Source organism: Polaromonas sp. P4_F9 (assembly GCF_056401235.1).
On the sequence record NZ_JBFUJT010000023.1, the window covers coordinates 38,119 to 59,417 of the forward strand.

A 21,299-nucleotide genomic window follows, 5' to 3' on the forward strand; every position below is an offset into this window, starting at 1 on the left:
AATTCAAGAGGCCTCCGCAATCTTGCGACCGTCAAAGTCGCAGACCAGCACTTTCAGTTCAAATTGATCGGGGTAGCGCGTGCGCAGGGTCTGTATGACCCGCTGCGCCAGCGCGGTGTGAAAGGCCTGCCCCAGGCCCAGCGCGTCCATGCGCTCGCCGGCGTAGCGGGCGGTTTCGTTGCCACGGATGGCATCGCACACATCGGGCGCTGCGCCCACGCTGGCAGCGAGTTCGGCCAGCAAACCTGTGTCCACCTCGGCCCGGCCCGCGTGGGTGATGGTTTCGCCTTGGGCAATCTTGGTGAGCTTGCCGACCATGCCGCCGATGACGACTTTCTTCAGGCCCGCCTTGACCGCCGCACCCATGGCGTAGCGCAGGAAGTCGCCCATCTGCACGAACGCGGGCTCGGGCAGTTCGGGCATTTCTTCCATGACAAACTTTTCGGTGCGCCCGCCGGTGGTGAGCACCACCACGCCGTGGCCCAGCGTGCCCGCTACCTGCACGCCCTGCACCACGCTGGCGCGGTAGGCAGCAGTGGAATACGGCTTCACGATGCCGGTGGTGCCCAGGATGGAGATACCGCCCAGAATGCCCAGCCGCGCGTTCAAGGTCTTCTTGGTCATCTCCTCGCCCTGCGGCACGGAAATGGTCACTTCCAGCCCCACTTCATCCAGCAGGCCCTGCCCCACGGCACGCACATTGGCCTCGATGTTGCGGCGCGGCACCGGGTTGATGGCCGGGCCACCCACCGCCAGACCCAGGCCCGGCATGGTGACCGTGCCCACGCCAAAACCACCGGCCAGCAACACCTGGCCCGGCAGATCATGACGCAGCCGCACATCGGCGGTGAGATGCGCTTTGTCGGTGCAATCCGGGTCATCGCCCGCGTCCTTGATGACCATGGCGTGGGCTGATGCGCCCCCACCCACGCCTCCACCCACGCCCTCAACGCGGCCATCCTGCACGGCGAAGGTCACCAGGTCGCCATTGGGCAGCAGGCACTCCACCGCATCGGGCACCTGACCGGTGACCAGGCCAATCACCGCCGCACGCGCCGCTGCAGCAGAACACGCACCGGTGGTGAAACCGGTGCGGGTGCCGCGGGGCGCGTCTTTTTTCATCATGCGGCGAGTTCCCTGGCCTCGGCCAGACCCAGGAGCGCATGGATGGCTGCCACCACCAGGGTAGAGCCGCCCTTGCGCCCACGGATCACGACCCAGGGCACCTCGGTTTCCAGGGCCATCAAGTCCTTGGATTCGGCGGCTGAAACAAAACCCACCGGCATGCCCACCACCAGCGCCGGGCGGGCGCCCTCTTCGTGAATCAGCCGCACGATCTCGATCAGCGCGGTGGGCGCATTGCCGATGCCGACGATGGCGCCGTCGATCAGGCCCAGCCGGTGTGCCTTGCGCATGGCCTGTACCGCACGGGTGGTGCCCTCGTCTTTGGCGGTCTCGATCACATCGGCATCGCTGATGAATTGGTGCGTGCGCATGCCGAAGTGCCCCAGGCGTGGCGCCGACAGACCGACGCAAATCATCTCGACATCGGCCACCACGCGGGTGGCGCGCGACACGATGGCGGCCAAACCCGCGTTAACCGCCGCGGGATGGAAATCGGTCAGGCCGTTGAAATCAAAATCCGCATTGGCGTGAATCATGCGACGCACAATGGGCCACTGGTCGAGGCTGTAGGCGTGCGGCCCCACTTCGCGGTCGATCACGGCAAACGAGTCGTGCTCGATGGCCCGGCCGGCCGCAGTGAGCTGCTCGGTGACAGTGTTGACGCTGCTCATGCCCGGACTGCGCTGGGAGCGTGCTGGTGATGTTCGTGATGCTCGTGATCGTGGGGATGATCGTGACCATGGTCATGGTGAGCGTCGTCATGGCGATGCCCTTGCCACTGCGCCGCTTCCGCGCTGACGGGCACCGCCGCCAGGCTCCCATTAAGCAGGCCCTGCACCCGCTCGGCCAGCAGCTCGGCCACCTCGGGCTCGAAACCAAAGTACGAACCCAGCGCGAAGCGCACACCAGGGTACTGCAGCCGCAAATGCGCCACCTGGCGCCCGATGCGCTGGATCAGCGTACCCGTGAACAGGTAGTACGGCAACACCACAATCTGGCGCAGACCGATGAGCGCCTGGCGCTGCACCACGCGTTCCAGCCGCGGGGTCGTGATACCCGTGAAAGCGAGGTCGACCAGTTCATGGCGACTCTCCTCCTGCAGCCAGCGCGCCATCTTGGCCATCTCGCCATTGGCCAGGCGGTCCGACGAGCCGCGCCCCAGCAACACGACACCGGTGCCACCGGGGTCGGGCATGTCCAGCGCCTGCATGCAATCGCGCAGCTGGCGCTGCAACACCGTCAGCAGCGGATCGCACACACCCAGGTGCGGTGCGTAGTCAAAGCGCACACCGGGAAAGCGCTGGCGGGCCTGCGCGATATGCGCCGGGATCTCCATCTTCACGTGGCCGGCCGCATTGAGGATCAGCGGCACCACGATCACCCGTTGCGCCTGTTGTGCAGCGCGCGCCAGTCCCTGGTCCACGCCGGTGTCGGCGAATTCGATGAAACACAGCTCGGTATGCCATTGCGGATGGGCCAGGCGCCAGCGCGCGGTAAAGGCCTCGATCTCGTCGTTACCGGCGGGCTCGCGCGAGCCGTGGCCCACCAGCAAAATGGTTGTCATGGTCATGGGGTCTCCTGGATGAGGTTTGAGACTGGGACGCTGGCGCGCCGGAAGCGATGCGTGAAACTGGCGTCATACAGCTTTGACTTGGCCAGGGTCGTCCACTGGCGCGCGCCCAGCGTCGGGCTGGCAATGATCATGGCCTGGCTGACAATTTTGGCCTCGCGGCACAGGCTCTGGATGGTGCTCACGGTGCCGCGAACGATCTTCTCCTCGCCGGGCCAGCTGGCCTTGTGCACCACCACGATGGGGGCATCCGGCGACCAGCCCGCCGCGGTCAACGCCGCGGTAACGCGGCCCATCAAGGTAATACTCAAGAAAATGCACAGCGTGCTGTGGTGCGCGGCCAGCACCTCCAGCGACTCGCCCTCGGGCATGGGCGTGCGGCCTTCCACTCGGGTAAAGATCACCGTTTGTGTCACCTCAGGCAGCGTCAGGCTTTCCACCGCAGCCGCAGCGGAGGCCATGGCGGACGACACACCGGGAACGACCTCGATGGCGATTCCAGCAGCGTCCAGCGGTTGCACCAACTCAATCAGCGCCCCATACAAACCGGGATCGCCGGTTTGCAGGCGCACCACGGTTTCGCAGCGCCCAGCCTGCTCAATCAGCCAGGCCGACATCTGCTCCAGCGTCATGTCCTTGCTGTCAACAATCACGCAACCCACTGGGGCCCAGCGCGTGGCAGCCTCGCTGACCAGCGAACCGGCAAACAGGATGGCGCCCGCACGCTCAATCAGCGCGCGGCCCTTGACGGTGATGAGTTCCGGGTCGCCCGGCCCTGCACCGACAAACCAGACCTTGCCCGACGCAGCAGTGTCGCGATCAGCCTCCGGATGCGAAGTGAGAGTTTTCATGATGTGTTGGGGTTTGAAGTTTGCTGGTGACGCGCTAGATTTTTGGCAAAGTCACCCACTGGCCCGAGAGCTGGTGCACGGTGATGCGATGATCAAACACCTCCTCCAGCGCGCGGTGCGTGGCGGCATCGGTGCAGGCCCCCTGGTGCGTCACCCGGCCTTTGTCCATGACGACCAATTCATCGGCCTGCAACGCGATTGAAATTTCGTGCAGCACGCTGACCACCGTTTTGCCGCCCGCCACCAGCTCGCGCACCATGAGCAGCCAGTCGGTCTGGTGCGGCGGGTCCAGGTTGGCAAGGGGCTCGTCCATCAGCAGCACCTGCGCCTCTACCGCCAGCGCACGCGCCAGCAGCACGCGCTGGCGCTCGCCGCCCGAGAGCTGGCCTAAGGGGCGGCCGCGCCAGTCCCAGGCCTGCGTGGTGCGCAGGGCCCGCTCCACCGCCGCGCGATCGGCCGCGCTGGGCGGCGCCAGCCAGGCCTGGTGCGGCAGACGGCCCAGCATGGCGACGTCGTAGGCGGTCAGATCTTCCGCCGAGCTTTCGTTCTGGCCCAGCCAGGACAGCTGCCGGGCACGCTCGCGCGCGCGCAGCGCGGCCAGCGGACGGCCCAGCAGGGCCACGTCGCCGGCGTGAGGCAGCAGGCCTGCCAGCACCTTGAGCAAGGTGGACTTGCCCGCACCGTTGGGCCCCACGATGCTGCTCCAGCGTGCCAGCGGCAGCGCCAGCGTTATGCCGTGCAACACTTCGACATTTCCGAGGCGAGCCCTGACGGCATGGGCGCCAACCGCTATGGGATTCATGGCGACCGGATCCATGGAAGCCATCACAATCCTGCCCCTCTTCCGGTATGCCGGTGCATCAGCCACAGCAGGTAGCCGCCGCCCAACACCGCCGTGAGCACGCCCACGGGCAACTCCTGCGGCGCAATCAGCCAGCGCGCCAGAATGTCGGCGGCCATCAGCAGCACCGCGCCCATCAGGCTGGACAGCACAATGAGCCGGCCGTGCGTCGTCTTGACGACCGAGCGCACCAGGTGCGGCGCGGCCAGGCCGACAAAGGCGATCAGCCCGGTTTGCGCCACTGCCGCACCGGTGGCCAGCGCCAGCACCGCCACCAGCGCGGCCCGCATCTGCGGCAGCTGCAAGCCCAGGCTTTGCGCGGTGGCCTCACCCAGCGCCAGGCCATCCAGCACATGGCTCATCATCCAGGCAGCAATCACGCTGACGGCCAGCACCAGGGCCATCACGGCACAGGCGGTCCAGTCCACAAACGCCGTGCTACCCAACATGAAAGACTGCATGGCCTGCATGATGTTTGGGCTCAGCAGCAAAATGAGCGAGCTGACGGCGCCCAGCACCACCCCCACGACCACACCGGCCAGCAGCAGCCGCAGCGTGTGTTGCACGCCCTTGGCCAGCACCAGGGTCAGCAACACGGCAAGCACGGCGCCGACAAAGGCAGCGCCCGTCAAGCCAATCCGCACGAGCCAATGCGCGGCCAGAGGCGATACGCCCAGCAGCACCATCGCACACGCCTCACCCAGCAAAGCACCCGAGGCGCTGCCCAGCAAATACGGGTCGGCCAGCGGATTGCGAAACAGGCCCTGCGCCACGGCGCCTGCCAGGCCGAACAGCGCCCCCGCCAGCCACGCACCAGCCGTGCGCGGCAGGCGAATCTCCCAGACGATTTGCATGGCCTGCGGGTCGCGTTGCATGCTCATCACGCTCTCAAAGCCGATGCTGCCCACGCTGGCGCCCAGCAGCAACAGCGCCGCGGTGGCCACCAGCAGTGCGCCGGCCAGCCAGAAGGCCTTGCGGTGCTGGTCATGCACGGCGAACGAACGGTCCGGTGCCCTCACCGCTGCTTGCCTTCAAGGCACTTGGCCATGATGCGCGCCGCCTCGGCCATGCGCGGGCCGGGACGCACCACCACGTCGGACTCGTCCACGTCGAACACGCAAATACGCCGCTCCCTGACCGCCTTGATGCTGCCCCAGCCGGGGTAAGGCTCCATGGCCTGCATGCTGCGGTTGCCGATCATGATCACGTCCGGATTGGCGCGCACCACAAATTCGGGGTTCAGCTTGGGGAAGGGGCCGAGCGACGCCGGCACCACATTCTTCACGCCCAGCCGGGTGAGCGTTTCGCCAATGAAGGAGGACTCGCCGGCGGCATAGGGCCCCCGGCTGACCTCAAAGTAAACCCGACTCTCCCTGGCTTTGGGCGAGAGCGATTGCGCGGCGGCCGAGACACTGCTGTCGATGACGCGCCACAGGCGGTCGGCGCCAACGTCGTCGGGAACCTCCAGCAGCGCGCCGAGCTTGCGAAGCACGCGCCGCACATCGGCATGGGTTTTTGGCTCCAGCGCCACGACTTTTATGCCCAGCGCCTCCAGCCGGCCGGTGGCCCGGGAAGACGTGGCCACCAGGACCACATCGGGCTTGAGCGCCACGATGCCCTCGATGTTGGGATCGATTCCGCCGCCCAGCACGGGCAGGCGCTTCACGCTGGCCGGGTAATTGGAATAACGATCCACCCCTATAAGGCGATGGCACTGCTCGAGCGCGCAGACGCTTTCGGTCAGCGAAGGCAGCATGCTGACGATGTGCTGCGGCGACTGCGCAAACGTGAGGGTCACGCCGCGGTCATCGGTCAATTGCAAGGGCAAGGCGCGGACCGGCGCCGCCAGCACCAGGCACAGCAAAACCAGCCAACCGGCGATGCGCTTCACGGCGAGCCTTTCAGGGTGAGCGGCAAACCAGCTGCCATCAGCGTCACGCGTTCGCAGGCGCCGGCCACGTCCTGGTTGAGCCAACCCAGCGCATCGACAAAGGCACGCGTCTCACGGCCCATCGGAATCACGCCCAGCCCGATTTCATTGCTGACCAGCACCACCGGACCGGCAGCCCCAAGAATTGCGCTCGAAATCATGGCGATATCCGCGGATAAATCATGGGCTGGAGTTTCTGTTGGCCGTGAATTTTCAGCTGCCCTTTCATCTGGCCTTTCCGCAGGCATCAAGCGATTGGTCAGCCACAGGGTCAGGCAGTCGACCACGACCAGGGTGTTGCTGCGGCTGTGCTGCGCGATGGCCTGCGCAAGATGCAGCGGCTCCTCCACGGTAGCCATACCGGGCAGCCGCTCGGCCCGGTCCTGCCGGTGGCGTGCAACGCGTTCGCGCATTTCATCATCCCAAGCCTGGGCCGTGGCGATGAACACGGCGCCATGGTCCGGTGAATCAGCCAGCCAGGCTTGCGCGAGCCTTTCTGCGCGACGCGACTTGCCGCTTCTCTGGCCACCCAGAATCAGTTCACTGCGGACCACCGGCATGTTCGTCATGGCGTGCTTTCGGGGGGCAAGGACGACCCGCCGGTGCCGGCCGTAGCGCCCACGGTTTGGCTCCAGGCCATGATGATCCGGTGCAATTGCTCCACGCCATCTGTCAGGGCGGCCGGACCTGGCTGCAGAATTTCGGCCGACTTGATCTCGAACAGCTGCCTGTTTCTGACGGCATTGACGTTTTCCCAGCCGGGGCGCGCCACCACATGCTCGGGGCGAAACTTGCGGCCGCACCAGGAGCCGAAAATAATGTCGGGGTTGCGCCGCACGATCTCGCTGCCGTCGGCAATGATGCGGTCCTTGCCCATGGCCTTGGCGGCGAGCTCGGGAAAGCAGTCGTCACCCCCGGCAATGCCGATCACTTCCGACACCCAGGCAATCCCACTGATATGCGGGTCGTACCACTCTTCAAAATACACGCACGGGCGGCGCTTGAGCGTGGCCGCGGCCTGCTCTATCTCCAGCAGGCGGCGCTGCATGCCCTGCATCAGCTCCAGGCCCCGCGTTTCCTGGCCCACCATGGCTGCCAACTGGTACATCATGGAAAAAATCTCGGCCACGCTGCGCTGGTTGAAGATGGTGACCTGAATGCCCTTTTTGACCAGTTGCGACGCAATGTCGGCCTGCAGATCGGAAAATCCGATCACACAGTCGGGCTGCAATTCCACAATCTTGTCTATCTTCGCGCTCAGGAAGGCGCTGACCTTGGGTTTTTCTTCGCGCGCGCGCGGCGGCCGCACGGTGTAGCCGGAAATGCCGACAATGCGGCGTTCTTCACCGAGCAGGTACAGCCACTCGGTGGGCTCTTCCGTCAGGCAGACGATGCGCTGCGGGCCATACATTGGACGGACTGCCGAGGTGTCCTGCTGGCCGGCCAGCGCACGCCAGCCCATTTTCTTGTCAGTCATGGCGATCTTTCAGAAACAGGCGCGCCAAACAACTGCGCGGTCGCAGCCGGGCAGGAGGCAAACCAGGCGTGGAAATAACTGGCCCTCACCGAGGAGGTCGGTCCGGCCACAAACAGCGCCTCGCCCTCACCGCGCAGCGTGCGGCCGGGGGCCGCCCGGGTTCGCGCGACGGCTTGCAGCGGCGTGGCGCAGGTGGAGTAATGAAAAGCATGGCCGCGCAAGGTACCGCCCGCCATATCGAGCTGCTGAGGGCCTAGGGCGGCGAGACGTTTTTGCATGCTGACGCTGCCGGGCAGCACGCCCCACATGGGGTAGCTGGCGCCATCGACTGTCACGAGCTGCTCAAACAGCGCCATCATGCCGCCGCATTCGGCCCAGACCGGCCTGCCGCCCTGCACATGGGCGGTGATACTGCTTTTCATGGCACGATTGGCCGCAAGGGTTTCGCCGTGCAGTTCGGGGTAGCCGCCGGGCAGCCAAAGGGCGTCGCATTCAGGCAAAGCCGTGTCTGCCAGAGGCGAGAAAAACACCAACTGAGCCCCCAGTGCCCGCAAACAGTCGAGGTTTGCCGCGTACAGAAAACAGAAGGCCGCATCACGCGCCACCGCGATGGTCCGCCCCTGCAGTGCACCGACGGGGAAAGCTTCGCCCGGCGCTTCAGGCGCTTCGAAGGTCACGGACCAGGTCTGCAGCTCTGTCGTTCCCATCTGCCCCAGCGGCGTACCCGCCAGCGCGTCGGCGGCCGCGTCCAGCCGCGGCAGGGCGTCGCCCAGTTCATCCGACATGACCAGGCCCAGATGCCGCTCGGGCAGCGTAAAAGCCTCGCTGCGCATCAGCGCGCCCTGCCACTGCGCCGCATCGCGCAGGCCGCCCTCCAGCATCGCGGCATGACCCGCCGAGGCCACGCGGTTGGCCAGCACGCCGGCGAACCGCAGGCCTTCGCGGTAATGTTGCAGGCCCCACGCCAGCGCGCCAAAGGTTCCGGCCATGGCGCTGGCGTCAATCACCGCCAGCACCGGCAGACCGAAGCGCTGCGCCAGGTCCGCGGCGCTGGGCTCACCGTCGAACAGGCCCATGACCCCTTCCACAATGATGAGATCAGCCTCCTGCGCGGCGGCATGCAGTCGCTGGGCGCAGTCGGCCTCGCCGGTCATCCACAAATCGAGCTGGTGCACCGGCGCGCCGCTGGCCAGGGTCAGCCAGTACGGGTCCAGAAAGTCGGGCCCGCACTTGAAGACACGCACCCGCCTGCCCTGGCGCGCGTGCAACCGCGCCAAGGCGCAGGCCACCGTTGTCTTGCCCTGCCCGGAGGCCGGGGCGGCAACAAGAATGGCGGGGCAACGAGCATCAGACAAGGGGATACCTTTCCTTTTACGCGTTCACATCGTTCAGGCGGGCCTGTGTCGTCATCCTTAGAAGTTCACGCGCACCGCAGCCGTGAAGACCCTGCCGGTTTCCGGATAAATTGACGAGGTGACCCCGGCGGTGCAGGAAAAAGCCTGCGAGTAATACTTGCGATCGGTCAAATTGCTGACCCCCAGCGAGAACTCTGCATTTTTAAACTTGTAGGCATAGCGGGCATCCGCCGTGGCGTATGCCGGTATGGTGCAGGCGTTCGAAAAATCAGGGTGCTGTTTCGCCACCCAGTTGACACCGCCGCTGAGCCGGTGCGCTGCGGCCACTTGCCAGTCTGCCTGAATAGCCAGCGTTTGGCGCGGCGTCAGGGGAACGTCTTTTCCGGCGTAGGAACCGCTCTTGAAGCTGGCCTTGCGCAGCGCCGCATTAACCCGCATGTCAATGGTTTTTGTCAATGCATGCGAGACCTCCAGCTCCAGCCCCTGGCGCCGCGTGGGGTCAAAATTGACGTTGGCCCCGAAGCCCGAAAAAGCGATTGGATTGGGAAAAAGCGGATCGAAACCAATCTCATTGGTCAAATCACTGCGGTAAGCACGAACTTCCGCCTTACCTTCACCGTAATTCCAGCGCGTCCCCAGCTCCAGGTCTTTTGAGGTTTGCGGCTTGATGGGTATCAAGGGTGTTGTAAAGGAGAATTCATCGGCATTCGCCAGCCTGAAGCTGCGTCCAACGCGCCCATACATCGTCACGTCCTGACTCAAAGGCTGGCTGAGTCCAAGATCCCAGGCCTGCAGGCGATCCTCCAGCCTGGTCGTCGGGGGGGTCAGGTCTTTCTTGAGCTGTTCCGTGCGCAAGCCGACGCTCAAGCGTGTGCCCGTCGAAAGCAGGGTGACGTCATCCTTGACATAGTAGGCGCGCGACTTCGCATTGCTCTCGGTGCCGAAAGCCCCTGCGATCACGCGTTTCCAATCGCTGTTATCCGTGCCAAAGATCAACACGTTGGACAGGCTGGACCCTTTAGCTTCATGCCGTGCGCGCAAGCCCATGGTCGACGCATCCACGTCGTACTCGAAAACACTGGTGGGCCTGCGACTGATGGATTTCTTGGTACGCCAGCCGAGATCAGCCCCGAGCTGCCAATCGCCTACCAGGGCCTCGGCGAAAACACCCTGGCGCTCATTGTCAATGGATCCATTGTCAAAGGGTCTGCTCGTCTGCTTCGGGTTCGACGCGTATTGCGCGGCAGTCAGTCCGCCGGGAAGCCCGCTTTCCAGGGAGTCACGGGCATACCGGGCACCCAATCGAAGCCAGTCATTGCTCCACTGGCCCGTGAGTGAAGCACCATCAATGACGGAGCGAAAATTATCCCGATGATTGTCCGTTTCGCGGCGATTGGCCGCTACGTCAAGAGAAAAATCTCCGGCTGCCAGCGTAGCGCTGGCACGTGCGTCACGCAGGCCATAACTACCCACCGCGCCATAGAGCTGCGCGGTATTGCCCCGTTTAACCCCTTTGCCAGCCTTGGTCGTGATCACGATGACACCGCCTGTAGCGCCCTCACCATACAGCACAGCACCGTTGCCCCGCAAGACCTCAATGCGCTCCACGGAATCCACCGGGATGCCGGCCAGACTGGGGCTGGAAAGATCGGCCTCATTGAGGCGCAGGCCGTCCACCACAACGACCTGATTGCTGTTAGCCGTCGTTCCAAAGCCCCGCAGATCCAGCGTGGAGTTGCCGCCCCCAAAAAAGTCGAGCCGCGCAGGCACGCCCAGCAGTTTGCTGATGGCCTCGTTCACCGTGGTAGCCCCCGACTTTTGAATCTCGTCTGCCGTGATCACGCTGACGCCAAAGGTCAGTCCGCTGCCAGACTCGGCAAAGCGCGTCGCCGTCACCACGGTCTCTTTCAATTGCGGCGTATCCGGGTTTTGCGAAAAGGAAGGAAATGCGGCGGCCATAGCCAGCGGAAGTACAGCAAGGCGTGCACGGGAAACACAGGTTTTCATGGGGTCAAACAATCAACAAAATGCCCTCACCGGCTTCCCCGCCAGTGCATGAGCGTTACGAACGCTCGTCAAGTTACGGACGCATGCGTTCACCTTGTTGGCCGGTATCCGGGCTGACGGAACTGCTTTCATCGCCTTCCCAAGCGCGTGTTCAAGACGCTCAGTGGCTAGTGATGAAAGCTGAATGCGTCCTCCACTGTGAAGTAGGGAGCCGCATTCGTCCGTTTACCGTTGCGGGGGCAGCGCAGGTTAGAAGTCGCAGCGCCTGCGGCCTAGGGTTGACCCTGACCGGATGGCTTTGACTTCCTCCTGCTTCCCGTTGAACTGCGGCATGTGAACCACACCGCGAGCACCAACAAACAGGATTCTACGCCGCCTCATGCGGCAAACCATACAATCAACATTGCCATGTCGAATCAAACCCCAATCGACCAGATCACCGAACGCGTTGAACGGCTGTTGGTGCGCTACGAGGAATTGCAGCGGACCAATGCACTGCTCAGCGAACAGGTCAGCGTCCTGACGCATGAGCGGGATTCACTCCGATCGCGGCTCGCCGCGGCGCGTGCACGCGTCGAGGCCCTGCTGGAACGCCTGCCTGAAAACGGCGATCATGCGGCCCAAACGCCCGTGGGAACCGAATGATGAAACAGCTTGAAGTGCAAATCATGGGCCAAAGCTATCTGCTGAGCTGCCCCGAAAATGGCGATGCCCGCATGCTCGATGCGGTCAACCGGGTCGACCTTGCCATGTGCAAAATCCGCGATGCCGGCAAACTCAAGGCACGTGACCGGATTGCGGTTCTGGCGGCCCTGAACCTGGCGTTCGAACTGTCTGACCGCCCGGGCCAGGCGCCGGCGCCGGCTGCGAAAGCCGCAACGGCCGGCAGCAGCACCCCCACCAGCGCGGAGCACACAAGCCAGCCGCAACTGACTGCCCTGCTGCAGCGGCTTGACAATGCCCTCGGCATTGACGGCCGCCTGCTCTGAAGCGGTCTCCTGCACCCCACCCATGGGGGCGGCATCCACCATCTTCCGGGCACGATCTGCAGCGAGGGCCTACAATCGGGCCTGTCTGCGATGCGCACCGGGCTTTATATTTCCTTGAACCAATGCTCATAGAGCTCGGGCTTGGTAAATTGTTTGGCAGGCGTGATCGTCTCGCGTCAGGCGAACCCGAAACCAAACTGCCCTCGCCCACCTGAACCCTGCGTTCAGGATGACGGTCCGGTGGCACTCGCAGACACCTTTATCCCTTTACCGGACGGTGTACCGCCGACCCGCGCCGCATCCTTCGCCCGCCTTCTTCCGCCTTCCTTTTCCGGGCGCTCTCTTTCACCTGTCAACAGGGTCTTCAGGCTCTGCAAAAACATGACCCTCGAACCCCTGCTCATCCTTGAAATGGCCCTGCTGGGTGTCTGCACCGGTTTTCTGGCGGGCCTGCTGGGCATCGGTGGCGGCATGCTGATGGTGCCTTTCATCACCCTCATCCTGACTTCCCAAGGCTATCCGCCGGAGTACACGGTGAAGATGGCCGTGGCTACATCGCTGGCCACGATCTGCTTCACCTCGCTGTCGTCGGTACGCGCGCACCACCAGCGCGGCGCAGTGCTGTGGCCCATCGTTCGCCTGCTGGCGCCCGGCATCCTGCTGGGCTCGCTGGTCGGCGCCCAGGTGGCGGTAGCGCTGCCAGGCAAGATCCTCGGAGTGCTGTTCGCGATCTTCGTGGCCTTCTCTGCCACCCAGATGTTCCTGAACCGCAAGCCCAAGCCCACCCGCACCTTGCCCGGCCACCTGGGGACCTTCAGCATGGGCGGGCTGATCGGCATGCTGTCTTCACTGGTGGGCGCCGGCGGCGCCTTCGTCTCGGTGCCTTTCATGACCTGGTGCAACGTGAAGATCCACGACGCCGTGGGCACGTCTGCGGCGCTGGGGTTCCCGATCGCGCTGGCGGGCACGCTGGGCTACATGTGGGCGGGCCAGGACCTGCCGCAGATGCCAGCCGGCTCGGTGGGCTACATTTATTTGCCGGGCCTGCTGGTGATCTCGCTGGCCAGCATCAGCACGGCGCCGCTGGGCGCGCGCACAGCCCACCGCATGGACATACAACCGCTGAAAAAGGTCTTCGCAGCAGTGTTGTACGTTCTGGCAGGCTACTTCCTGCTGCGCTGACGCAGGAGCCCCGGCAGGGTCAGCGCTTCACGCTGAAGCCGACCGTCTGTTCGATCCACGCCGCGCCGTCGGTCAGCAAAAATCCCTTGAAGGCCTGCGCCACAGGCGGCAGGCGCTTGTGCTTGCGGTGCACCACGTACCAGTTGAGCATCAGCGGAAAGCCCTGCACGTCAAGCACCGCGAGACTGCCCGCCTGCAGCTCCCGGCTGACGGTGTGGGCTGACAGAAAGCTCACGCCCATGCCCGCGATCAGCGCCTGCTTGATGGTCTCCGTGCTCTTGATCTCCATGGCGATGTTGAGGTCGGCGAGGTGCCCCCTGAAACCCTCCTCCATGGAGTTCCAGGTGTCGGAGCCTTTTTCGCGCACGATGAACGGCTCGCGCGCCAGGCGCGACACCGGGATGCGCTTCTTACGGGCCAGCGGATGGTCGGGCGGCGCCACGATGACGTAGGGGTGCGGCGCAAAAGGCTCGCTCACGGTGTCCATGTCCAGCGGAGGGCGCACCATGATGGCCAGGTCGGTGACGTTGTTGGCCAGTTGGTCCAGCAGCTCCTCGCGGTTACAGACGCCAAAGTTCAGCGTCACACCCGAGTGGCGCCGTGCAAATTCCACCAGCAACCGCGGGAAGAAATAGTCGCCGGCGCTGATCACCGCCACGTTCAGCTTGCCGCCCGAGACGCCCTTGAATTGCGTCATGGCCTCCTCGACTTCCTTGAACTGCTGGATGATGAGCCGGCTGGAATGCAGCATTTCCACCCCCGCGGGCGTGAGGTGAATTTTCTTGCCCAGCTGCTCGAACAGCGGAAGGCCCGCATGGTCCTCCAGCTTCTTCACCTGGATGGACACCGCCGGCTGTGTCAGGTGCAGCTCTTCGGCGGCCCGCGAAAAGCTCAGGTGGCGGGCCACGGCCTCGAACACCTTGAGCTGGCGCAACGTGGCGTTCTTCATGCGGGTTTCCTTTTAATGCATAACTTAAACGTAATCAACATTATTAAATACTTTAACTATCGCTAATCGTTATTTTTCCCTACATTTGCTTCAAGCCCGGTGCAGGACGCACCGGCAGTGCCTCAAAAGCACCCAACCATAGAAGGAGACTTGCCATGTTCAATACCCTGGAACACGCCGCCGACCAAGCCGTCGAGGCCCACCGCCATGCCTACAACGCCGCTTTCGGGGAACTGGGCCTGAACTGGCATTGGGACGCCATCACCTATGCCCGCCTCCAGGCCCAAGGCCGTGACGCTGTGCGCACCTACCTGGAAACCGAGCAGTCGCACCTGCTGCGCGCCTACGAGGCGGACTTCCTGGTTGCCGCCATCGAAACCGCCAAGGTTCGTTGCTACGCCAGCATGGCGAATATCCCGGCACGCCCCGCACCCTGCGTCAGCTGGGCCCGTGATTCGCGCGCCCGGCTGACGGCCTGACCCGCTCATTGGCCACGCCAAGGCGCGCAGACCGGGGTGCCGTTACCCGGTCTGCGCCGACTTTTTTTAAAACTTGAGAGGTTGGTATGTCAAAACAATGGGTGCGTTTTCGAGACGGCAACACGATTCGCTTTGGGACCCTGGAGGGCGAGCGCGTGAGGATGTGGGACGGCGACATGTTCGCTGGCGCGACCCGCACGGACCGGCTGTTGCCGCTGGCCGACGTGACGCTGCTGATGCCAGTGCAGCCCGGCAAAGTCATCGCGCTGTGGAACAACTTTCGCGCACTGGGCGAAAAGCTCAACCTGCCCGTGCCTGCCGAGCCGCTGTACCTGCTCAAAGCCCCAAATTCCTACCTGAACCCCAACGAAACCATCCGCAAGCCCGCCTGCGACGGCAAGGTGGTTTTCGAAGGGGAGCTCGGCATCGTGATTGGCAAGACCTGCAAGGCGGTTGCCGAGGGGCATGCGCTGGACCATGTGTTTGGCTACACCTGCGCCAACGATGTGACGGTGGCCGACATCCTGAATCGCGATGCATCCTTTGCCCAATGGGTGCGCGCCAAGGGCTTCGACACCTTTTGCCCTCTCGGACCAGTGGTGGCCACAGGTCTTGACCCGACAAAGCTGGTGGTGAAAACTATCCTCAACGGAGACATCCGCCAGGACTACCCCATCAGCGACATGCGATTTTCAGTCCAGCAACTGGTGAGCCTGATCTCGATGGACATGACGCTGTACCCAGGCGATGTCATCCTGTGCGGCACCTCGATCGGGGTGGGGTCCATGAAGCCAGGAAGCACTGTTGAGGTCGAGATTGCCGGTATCGGCAGACTCAGAAACCAGTTCGAATAACTTTTTTTGGAGCACGGTGTGAAAATTGCAATCATTGGCGCAGGAGCCATCGGCGGCTACGTGGGGGTGAAGCTGGCGCTGGCCGGCGAAGACGTTACCTTCATCGTGCGTGGCGCCAACCTGGAAGCCATCCGGAAAAACGGCATGAAACTCATCATGCATGACGGCGTGGAGCATGTCGCTTCCGGCGTCAAGGCCACCAATGACTACGCCGAAGCCGGCCCGCAGGACCTGGTGATCCTGGCCATGAAGGCACACCAGCTTGAAGCTGTTGCCGGCGACCTGCCCAAGCTCTTCGGCCCCGACACGGCGGTGGTGACCATGCAAAACGGCATCCCCTACTGGTATTTCCACCAGCACGGTGGCGCCCTCGAAGGCAGCCAGGTGCACAGCGTGGACCCCACCGGCATGATCGCGGAGATGATTCCGGCTCGACGCGTCATCGGCTGCGTCGTCTATCCAGCCTCGGAACTGGTGGCGCCGGGCGTGGTCAAGCACATTGAAGGCGACCGCTTCCCGCTGGGCGAGCTGGACGGCTCGTCGAGCGAGCGTGTCATGCGTATTTCAGAGTGCTTTGGCAAAGCCGGGTTCAAGGCGCCCGTGCTGGACAATATCCGCTGCGAAATCTGGCTCAAGCTGTGGGGTAACCTGACGTTCAACCCGATCAGTGCCCTGGCCCATTCCACGCTCGTAGACATTTGCCAGTTCCCGCTGTCGCGTGAACTGGCCGCCAGCATGATGCGCGAAGCACAGGAAGTGGCCCACAAGCTCGGGATTGAATTCCGCGTGACGCTGGACAAGCGCATCGCCGGCGCAGAGAAGGTGGGCAAGCACAAGACCTCCATGCTGCAGGATATCGAAGCCGGCCGGGCACCTGAAATCGACGCACTCGTAGGATCGGTTGTGGAACTGGGCCGTCTCACGCAAACGCCGACCCCCCACATCGATACCGTGTACGCTCTGGTCAAGCTGCTCGCCAAGACCATGGAAGAAGAACGCGGCCAGGTTCGGCTTCAGTCCGCTGCCTGAAAGCGGCGCAGAAGGTCCAGGCCTTCGGCCAGGTCGTGCAAGGTCGTCCCGCGACGAGGCTTGGTGATGCAGGCCGCACATGCTGCGGCTGCGCCAAGCGGCGCACCCCCGCCATCCGGCCTGCGTCTGCAGACCTGGAGCCGCTACCTGCTTACCCCTCCCACTCGCTCGCCGGCCGTCACAGGGAAAGTCTTGTTCAGGGAGTTGTACCCAGCGACAGCTTCATTGCCTGGACGGACTTCTCGGAGGGAGTGGAGAACTCGTACTTGCTGCCCAAATCCAGCGCCCGCAACAGCGAAGGGTTGCTCGTCTTGAGGGACGAGAACTGGTTGGCGATCTTTTTCAGTGGGTCGGCCGCAACATCCGGATGAACATACATGCCGTAACCCCAGCTGGGATTGGCCGCAGGCACGACCACCAGCCGCGCCATGTGAATCCGCTCGTCGGTGCCGTAGTGGTTTTTCATGTTGGAAGCCTGGGCTGTCTGAAGCCGGGTGATCAGGCCCACCCACCGGTCCGCCTGCCAGTGAAAGGCTGCCTTGGTGGGCAGATAGCTCTGCCCCAAACCTTGCTGGGGCGTCACTTCGATCACCGTGCCGCAAAGATTTTCAGCCTTCACCAGCGTGGTGGTGACGCCGCTTTTCATGCCAAAGCAGCTGGTGGCCTTGAGTTTGGCGAGCACCTTCGCCTGTTCGTCAGCCGGCAGACTTTTCAATTCGACAGGTTTGCCATCCTTCACCGAACCGATGTCCGCGAGAATAAGCACTGCCGACTGGATGGGTTCCATGTTGATCGCCACGGGGCGATAACCCGAGGCCAGGCCCACCACGGGATTGCCGTAGACCCAGCACGGAGGCGCTGGCCGCTTGACCGCCGTCAGGACTTCCTGGGTTTCCTTGATGTTGAGAACCGGCGTGACCGACAGGCCGGTCGGCCGCACAAACTCGATCAGTTCCTTGAGCGCACTTTCAGTTTGCGATGATCCCTCGCCGCGAATGACCTGCGGATTGAGGTACAGGCCCCCTTCACACGACTGTGCATGGACTTGCGCCCCGCAGAGCAACATGCCAACCAACAGCAACAGCTTGTTCATGGCTTTTCCACCCTTTTTTAAACGCGTGGGACCCCCAGGCTGCTGCAGAGTGCCAGCCCCTACCCGTCCTCATGGTAATGCGGATGTGACAAATTTCTTCTAGGAGAATACGCTACCCTCATCCTTGTGGGAGTGGTTGCAAACCCCTCCGGAGAAACCCTAGAACGGTTCGAAATTTGGACAAACTTGATCGTCGTCAAGAGCTTTTCCACCTACTTAGGAAGACCATACGACCGTGATACGTTCAAACCATGGGATCAGCGAAGAATTCCAGGCGAAGACGGAGCAGAGTTACCAAACACAGGAGACAACGTGATGAATACCAGACTTGCAAACATCAGGAATGGCTTGGCGATGGCCACCACAGGCGCAATTGCAGCGGCAATGCTGACAGTCGCAGCCCCGGCCCAGGCGGCCTGGGAGCCCACCAAGCCGGTTGAGTTCGTGGTGCCGGCGGGTACCGGCGGCGGCGCCGACCAGATGGCCCGTCTGATCCAGGGCATTGTCATCAAGCACAAGCTGATGAAAGAGCCGCTGATCGTCGTCAACAAATCCGGTGGCGCCGGCTCCGAAGGCTTTCTCGAGATCAAGAATGCCAAGGGCGATCCCCACAAGATCATCATCACGCTGTCCAATCTGTTCACCACCCCGCTGGCAACCGGCGTGCCTTTCAACTGGCGCGACATGACCCCGGTGTCAATGATGGCTCTCGACCAGTTCGTTTTGTGGGTCAACGCTGAAGCACCCTACAAAAACGCCAAGGACTACCTGGCAGCCGTGAAGGCCGCCGGTCCCAGCAAAATGAAGATGGGTGGCACCGGCTCCAAGCAGGAAGACCAGATCCTGACCGTCGGCATCGAGCGCGCCACCGGCACCAAGTTCATTTACATTCCATTCAAGGGCGGCGGCGAAGTGGCTGTGCAACTGGTGGGCAAGCATGTCGACTCTTCCGTGAACAACCCGATTGAAGCCGTGGCGCAATGGCGCGCCGGCCAGTTGCGTGCCCTCTGCGTCTTCGATGACCAGCGCATGCCCTACAAGACCAAGGTGACCGACACCATGTCGTGGGCCGACATCCCCACCTGCAAGGAAGCAGGCGTGCCTGCCGACTACACGATGCTGCGCGGCATCTTCATGGCGCCCGGCGTGTCCAAGGACCAGCTTGAGTTCTACAACAGCCTGCTCAAGAAAGTCCGCGACACCCCGGAGTGGAAGGACTACATGGAAAAAGGTGCTTTCAACCAGACAGCCATGTCCGGCGAAGAGTTCACCAAATGGCTCGGCACCACCGAGAACACACATCGCGAGCTGATGAAAGAAGCCGGCTTCATCGCGAAATAAGGAAAGCCCCTCACGGAGGGGCCTCCACCACGGGCTGGGCAGTTCCTGCGCCGGCCTGTCATTCAATCAATGTTGCCCTTTCCAGGGTTATTCAATTCAGCGGGAGTTCCTGATGGAGCCAAACGAGCAATCCGGCACGGAGCGTCGCACGGGCGTCGCCACCAATATCATTGAAGCCATCGTGGCATTCGGCATCATCGTCATGGGCGCCGTGGTCATACAGGGCAGCCGCGCGCTGGGGTCGGGCTGGACCAGCGACGGCCCGGGCTCGGGCTATTTCCCCTTCTACATCGGCATCATCCTCTGCGTATCCGGCGCTGGCACCCTGTACCAGGCCCTGTTTGGGAAAAACCGCAATACCGAGGTTTTTGTCGACGGCGAACAACTCAAGCGAGTCTTGTCGGTGCTGTTACCGGCATTGGTCTACGTCCTGGTGGTTCAGGTTGTCGGCCTTTATGTGGCTTCGGCCTTTTACATCGCCCTGTTCATGATCATCCTGGGCAAGTTTTCCCCCATCAAGAGCGTGATCACAGCGCTCATGGTGGTCGTGCTGTTTTTCTGCATGTTCGAGGTCTGGTTCAAGGTGCCCCTGTTCAAGGGCTACTTTGATCCCCTGAGCTTCCTCGGTTACTGAACCACACCCCACCCGCCTCAAGCTCACCGAATACTGAACCTTTACTGACCGGACAATGAAATGGACGAACTAAACGCGCTTTTTCACGGATTCAGCGTCATCTTGACGCCGATGAACATCGTACTGATGTTCGTCGGCATCATTCTTGGCGTACTGATCGGAGTGCTGCCCGGCCTGGGCGGCGCCAACGGCGTGGCCATCCTGCTGCCGCTGACATTTACCATGTCGCCGACCTCGGCCATCATCATGCTGTCGTGCATCTACTGGGGCGCGCTGTTCGGCGGGGCGATCACCTCGATCCTGTTCAACATACCGGGCGAGCCCTGGTCGGTAGCCACCACCTTCGACGGCTACCCCATGGCCCAGAATGGGCAGGCCGGCGCGGCACTGACAACAGCCTTCACATCGTCTTTCATCGGCGCTTTCGTGGCCGTATTGATGATCACCTTCCTGGCGCCGCTGGTCGCGAAATTCGCACTCAAGTTCGGCCCGCCCGAATTTTTTGCCGTCTACCTGCTGACCTTCTGCAGTTTCGTGGGCATGGGCAAGGGCTCCCCCTTTAAGATCCTGGCCTCCATGGCCATCGGTTTCGCACTGGCGGCCGTGGGTATGGACACGGTCACCGGCCAGCTGCGCCTGACCTTCGGTATTCCTGACCTGATGCGCGGCTTCGACTTCCTGATCGCCGTGATCGGCCTGTTCGGCATCGGCGAGATCCTGCTGTCCATGGAAGAAGGCCTGGCCTTCTCCGGCAAAAGCGCCAAGATCGATCCCAAGGTGGTGCTGGAGACGTGGAAGAAGCTGCCCAAATACTGGATGACCTCGCTGCGCAGTTCCCTGATCGGCATCTGGATGGGCATCACCCCCGGCGGCGCAACGCCTGCATCGTTCATGAGTTATGGCCTGGCCAAGAAAATGTCCAAGAACGGGGCGAAATTCGGCACCGGCGAAATCGAGGGCGTCATCGCCCCTGAAACTGCCGCACATGCTGCGGGCACGAGCGCCCTGCTGCCCATGCTGGCCCTGGGCATCCCAGGCTCGCCGACCGCTGCCGTGTTGCTGGGCGGTTTGCTGATCTGGGGCCTGCAGCCCGGACCGCTGCTGTTCGTCGAGCAAAAAGACTTTGTCTGGGGCCTGATCGCAAGCATGTACCTGGGCAACCTGGTCGGACTGATCGTCGTGCTGACCACGGTGCCGCTGTTTGCCTCCATCCTGCGCATTCCGTTTTCCATCATTGCCCCGGTGATCGTGGTGATCTGCGCCATAGGTGCCTACACGGTCCACAACGCCATGCTGGACATCTGGTTCATGATGCTGTTCGGCGTGATCGGCTACCTCTTCAAGAAGCTGGACTATCCGCTGGCACCGCTGGTCCTGGCACTGGTACTGGGCGACAAGGCCGAAGACTCCTTCCGCCAGGCCATGCTGGTTTCGCAGGGCGAGGTGTCCATCATGTGGTCCAACCCGCTGGTTGGTGGCATCAGCACGCTGGCTCTGATCCTGCTGTTCTGGCCGCTGATATCCCGCATTCTGGCCAAAATTCGCCCTCCCAAACATGCGGAGTTCGCGGCAGAACAGCCCGTTGATTAAACC

The 21,299-nt window shown here is 62.9% G+C and carries 22 protein-coding genes and 1 riboswitch; of the genes, 9 read left to right on the forward strand and 13 right to left on the reverse strand.

Translation table 11 applies throughout. The features are described from left to right. Positions 1 to 3 precede the first annotated feature (3 nt). Genes AC1DUB_RS19235 through AC1DUB_RS19285 form a run of 11 tightly spaced genes read right to left on the reverse strand, consistent with a single transcriptional unit; the run spans position 4 to position 11,156 of the window. Positions 4 to 1,125, reverse strand: coding sequence for a cobalt-precorrin-5B (C(1))-methyltransferase (locus AC1DUB_RS19235; RefSeq protein ID WP_477720381.1), 1,122 nt, complete (start codon positions 1,123 to 1,125; stop codon positions 4 to 6). After that, entirely contained in the window at positions 1,122 to 1,796 is a 675-nt protein-coding gene (locus AC1DUB_RS19240; RefSeq protein ID WP_477720382.1) for a precorrin-8X methylmutase, read from the reverse strand. Before AC1DUB_RS19240 ends, AC1DUB_RS19235 begins: the two co-directional genes overlap by 4 nt. Beyond that, a complete protein-coding gene (locus tag AC1DUB_RS19245) occupies positions 1,793 to 2,695 on the reverse strand; it encodes a sirohydrochlorin chelatase (protein WP_477720383.1) in 903 nt (300 codons plus the stop codon). Before AC1DUB_RS19245 ends, AC1DUB_RS19240 begins: the two co-directional genes overlap by 4 nt. Further along, positions 2,692 to 3,546: a precorrin-4 C(11)-methyltransferase gene (gene cobM, locus AC1DUB_RS19250; RefSeq protein ID WP_477720384.1), complete on the reverse strand. Its 855-nt coding sequence runs from the start codon at positions 3,544 to 3,546 to the stop codon at positions 2,692 to 2,694. The genes AC1DUB_RS19245 and cobM overlap by 4 nt, the downstream gene beginning before the upstream one ends. Before the next feature lie 34 nt (positions 3,547 to 3,580). Continuing rightward, entirely contained in the window at positions 3,581 to 4,348 is a 768-nt protein-coding gene (locus tag AC1DUB_RS19255; RefSeq protein WP_477720385.1) for an ABC transporter ATP-binding protein, read from the reverse strand. Between the two features lie 23 nt (positions 4,349 to 4,371). Then, the gene (locus AC1DUB_RS19260) at positions 4,372 to 5,406 is read right to left on the reverse strand and encodes a FecCD family ABC transporter permease (protein WP_477720386.1); all 1,035 of its coding nucleotides are present in this window, start codon (positions 5,404 to 5,406) and stop codon (positions 4,372 to 4,374) included. Further along, positions 5,403 to 6,257 carry an ABC transporter substrate-binding protein gene (locus AC1DUB_RS19265; protein ID WP_477730876.1) on the reverse strand — a complete coding sequence of 285 codons (855 nt, stop codon included), beginning with the start codon at positions 6,255 to 6,257 and terminating at the stop codon, positions 5,403 to 5,405. Before AC1DUB_RS19265 ends, AC1DUB_RS19260 begins: the two co-directional genes overlap by 4 nt. A 17-nt stretch (positions 6,258 to 6,274) precedes the next feature. Then, positions 6,275 to 6,886, reverse strand: coding sequence for a bifunctional adenosylcobinamide kinase/adenosylcobinamide-phosphate guanylyltransferase (cobU, locus tag AC1DUB_RS19270; protein ID WP_477730855.1), 612 nt, complete (start codon positions 6,884 to 6,886; stop codon positions 6,275 to 6,277). After that, complete coding sequence (locus tag AC1DUB_RS19275; protein WP_477730856.1) at positions 6,883 to 7,794, reverse strand: ABC transporter substrate-binding protein; 912 nt, start codon at positions 7,792 to 7,794, stop codon at positions 6,883 to 6,885. Before AC1DUB_RS19275 ends, cobU begins: the two co-directional genes overlap by 4 nt. Continuing rightward, a complete protein-coding gene (locus AC1DUB_RS19280; protein WP_477730857.1) occupies positions 7,791 to 9,149 on the reverse strand; it encodes a cobyrinate a,c-diamide synthase in 1,359 nt (452 codons plus the stop codon). The genes AC1DUB_RS19275 and AC1DUB_RS19280 overlap by 4 nt, the downstream gene beginning before the upstream one ends. 57 nt (positions 9,150 to 9,206) lie before the next feature. Then, complete coding sequence (locus AC1DUB_RS19285; RefSeq protein WP_477730858.1) at positions 9,207 to 11,156, reverse strand: TonB-dependent receptor; 1,950 nt, start codon at positions 11,154 to 11,156, stop codon at positions 9,207 to 9,209. An 82-nt stretch (positions 11,157 to 11,238) separates the two neighbouring features. Further along, positions 11,239 to 11,528: riboswitch (cobalamin riboswitch) on the reverse strand. Between the two features lie 36 nt (positions 11,529 to 11,564). Between AC1DUB_RS19285 and AC1DUB_RS19290 the strand changes: the two genes are divergently transcribed. The 3 genes from AC1DUB_RS19290 (at position 11,565) to AC1DUB_RS19300 (ending at position 13,327) form a co-directional block, all read left to right on the forward strand. Continuing rightward, on the forward strand, positions 11,565 to 11,801 hold the full coding sequence (locus AC1DUB_RS19290) for a DUF904 domain-containing protein (protein WP_477730877.1): 237 nt from the start codon (positions 11,565 to 11,567) through the stop codon (positions 11,799 to 11,801). Continuing rightward, entirely contained in the window at positions 11,801 to 12,145 is a 345-nt protein-coding gene (locus AC1DUB_RS19295) for a cell division protein ZapA (RefSeq protein WP_477730878.1), read from the forward strand. Before AC1DUB_RS19290 ends, AC1DUB_RS19295 begins: the two co-directional genes overlap by 1 nt. A gap of 381 nt (positions 12,146 to 12,526) precedes the next feature. Next, on the forward strand, positions 12,527 to 13,327 hold the full coding sequence (locus AC1DUB_RS19300; RefSeq protein ID WP_477730859.1) for a sulfite exporter TauE/SafE family protein: 801 nt from the start codon (positions 12,527 to 12,529) through the stop codon (positions 13,325 to 13,327). A 19-nt stretch (positions 13,328 to 13,346) separates the two neighbouring features. Here AC1DUB_RS19300 and AC1DUB_RS19305 read toward each other — a convergent pair whose 3' ends face one another. Beyond that, complete coding sequence (locus AC1DUB_RS19305; RefSeq protein ID WP_477730860.1) at positions 13,347 to 14,276, reverse strand: LysR family transcriptional regulator; 930 nt, start codon at positions 14,274 to 14,276, stop codon at positions 13,347 to 13,349. A 155-nt stretch (positions 14,277 to 14,431) separates the two neighbouring features. On the opposite strand from AC1DUB_RS19305, the gene AC1DUB_RS19310 reads away from it, so the two are divergent. The 3 genes from AC1DUB_RS19310 to AC1DUB_RS19320 all read left to right on the forward strand — a co-directional run bounded on the left by AC1DUB_RS19310 (position 14,432) and on the right by AC1DUB_RS19320 (position 16,638). Beyond that, positions 14,432 to 14,755 (forward strand): HAD family hydrolase, encoded by a 324-nt coding sequence (locus tag AC1DUB_RS19310; RefSeq protein WP_477730861.1) that lies wholly within the window; start codon positions 14,432 to 14,434, stop codon positions 14,753 to 14,755. Between the two features lie 86 nt (positions 14,756 to 14,841). Next, positions 14,842 to 15,609: a fumarylacetoacetate hydrolase family protein gene (locus AC1DUB_RS19315; protein ID WP_477730862.1), complete on the forward strand. Its 768-nt coding sequence runs from the start codon at positions 14,842 to 14,844 to the stop codon at positions 15,607 to 15,609. Between the two features lie 18 nt (positions 15,610 to 15,627). After that, positions 15,628 to 16,638, forward strand: coding sequence for a 2-dehydropantoate 2-reductase (locus tag AC1DUB_RS19320; RefSeq protein ID WP_477730863.1), 1,011 nt, complete (start codon positions 15,628 to 15,630; stop codon positions 16,636 to 16,638). A 196-nt stretch (positions 16,639 to 16,834) separates the two neighbouring features. On the opposite strand, the gene AC1DUB_RS19325 is transcribed toward AC1DUB_RS19320, so the two are convergent. Continuing rightward, entirely contained in the window at positions 16,835 to 17,731 is an 897-nt protein-coding gene (locus AC1DUB_RS19325) for a hypothetical protein (protein ID WP_477730864.1), read from the reverse strand. A gap of 315 nt (positions 17,732 to 18,046) precedes the next feature. Between AC1DUB_RS19325 and AC1DUB_RS19330 the strand changes: the two genes are divergently transcribed. The 3 genes from AC1DUB_RS19330 (at position 18,047) to AC1DUB_RS19340 (ending at position 21,296) form a co-directional block, all read left to right on the forward strand. After that, entirely contained in the window at positions 18,047 to 19,072 is a 1,026-nt protein-coding gene (locus tag AC1DUB_RS19330) for a Bug family tripartite tricarboxylate transporter substrate binding protein (protein ID WP_477730865.1), read from the forward strand. A 112-nt stretch (positions 19,073 to 19,184) separates the two neighbouring features. Then, the gene (locus AC1DUB_RS19335; RefSeq protein WP_477720398.1) at positions 19,185 to 19,706 is read left to right on the forward strand and encodes a tripartite tricarboxylate transporter TctB family protein; all 522 of its coding nucleotides are present in this window, start codon (positions 19,185 to 19,187) and stop codon (positions 19,704 to 19,706) included. Positions 19,707 to 19,766: 60 nt separating this feature from the next. Further along, complete coding sequence (locus AC1DUB_RS19340) at positions 19,767 to 21,296, forward strand: tripartite tricarboxylate transporter permease (protein WP_477730866.1); 1,530 nt, start codon at positions 19,767 to 19,769, stop codon at positions 21,294 to 21,296. Positions 21,297 to 21,299: the final 3 nt, after the last annotated feature.

Coding starts and splice junctions, on each gene's coding strand:
- AC1DUB_RS19305 (WP_477730860.1), bottom strand. CDS start 14,276: ATGAAGAACGCCACGTTGCGCCAGCTCAAGGTGTTCGAGGCCGTGGCC.
- AC1DUB_RS19300 (WP_477730859.1), top strand. CDS start 12,527: ATGACCCTCGAACCCCTGCTCATCCTTGAAATGGCCCTGCTGGGTGTC.
- AC1DUB_RS19240 (WP_477720382.1), bottom strand. CDS start 1,796: ATGAGCAGCGTCAACACTGTCACCGAGCAGCTCACTGCGGCCGGCCGG.
- AC1DUB_RS19330 (WP_477730865.1), top strand. CDS start 18,047: ATGAATACCAGACTTGCAAACATCAGGAATGGCTTGGCGATGGCCACC.
- AC1DUB_RS19310 (WP_477730861.1), top strand. CDS start 14,432: ATGTTCAATACCCTGGAACACGCCGCCGACCAAGCCGTCGAGGCCCAC.
- AC1DUB_RS19335 (WP_477720398.1), top strand. CDS start 19,185: ATGGAGCCAAACGAGCAATCCGGCACGGAGCGTCGCACGGGCGTCGCC.
- AC1DUB_RS19275 (WP_477730856.1), bottom strand. CDS start 7,794: ATGACTGACAAGAAAATGGGCTGGCGTGCGCTGGCCGGCCAGCAGGAC.
- AC1DUB_RS19245 (WP_477720383.1), bottom strand. CDS start 2,695: ATGACCATGACAACCATTTTGCTGGTGGGCCACGGCTCGCGCGAGCCC.
- AC1DUB_RS19255 (WP_477720385.1), bottom strand. CDS start 4,348: ATGAATCCCATAGCGGTTGGCGCCCATGCCGTCAGGGCTCGCCTCGGA.
- AC1DUB_RS19290 (WP_477730877.1), top strand. CDS start 11,565: ATGTCGAATCAAACCCCAATCGACCAGATCACCGAACGCGTTGAACGG.
- cobM (WP_477720384.1), bottom strand. CDS start 3,546: ATGAAAACTCTCACTTCGCATCCGGAGGCTGATCGCGACACTGCTGCG.
- AC1DUB_RS19295 (WP_477730878.1), top strand. CDS start 11,801: ATGAAACAGCTTGAAGTGCAAATCATGGGCCAAAGCTATCTGCTGAGC.
- AC1DUB_RS19325 (WP_477730864.1), bottom strand. CDS start 17,731: ATGAACAAGCTGTTGCTGTTGGTTGGCATGTTGCTCTGCGGGGCGCAA.
- AC1DUB_RS19285 (WP_477730858.1), bottom strand. CDS start 11,156: ATGAAAACCTGTGTTTCCCGTGCACGCCTTGCTGTACTTCCGCTGGCT.
- AC1DUB_RS19340 (WP_477730866.1), top strand. CDS start 19,767: ATGGACGAACTAAACGCGCTTTTTCACGGATTCAGCGTCATCTTGACG.
- AC1DUB_RS19315 (WP_477730862.1), top strand. CDS start 14,842: ATGTCAAAACAATGGGTGCGTTTTCGAGACGGCAACACGATTCGCTTT.
- AC1DUB_RS19235 (WP_477720381.1), bottom strand. CDS start 1,125: ATGATGAAAAAAGACGCGCCCCGCGGCACCCGCACCGGTTTCACCACC.
- cobU (WP_477730855.1), bottom strand. CDS start 6,886: ATGACGAACATGCCGGTGGTCCGCAGTGAACTGATTCTGGGTGGCCAG.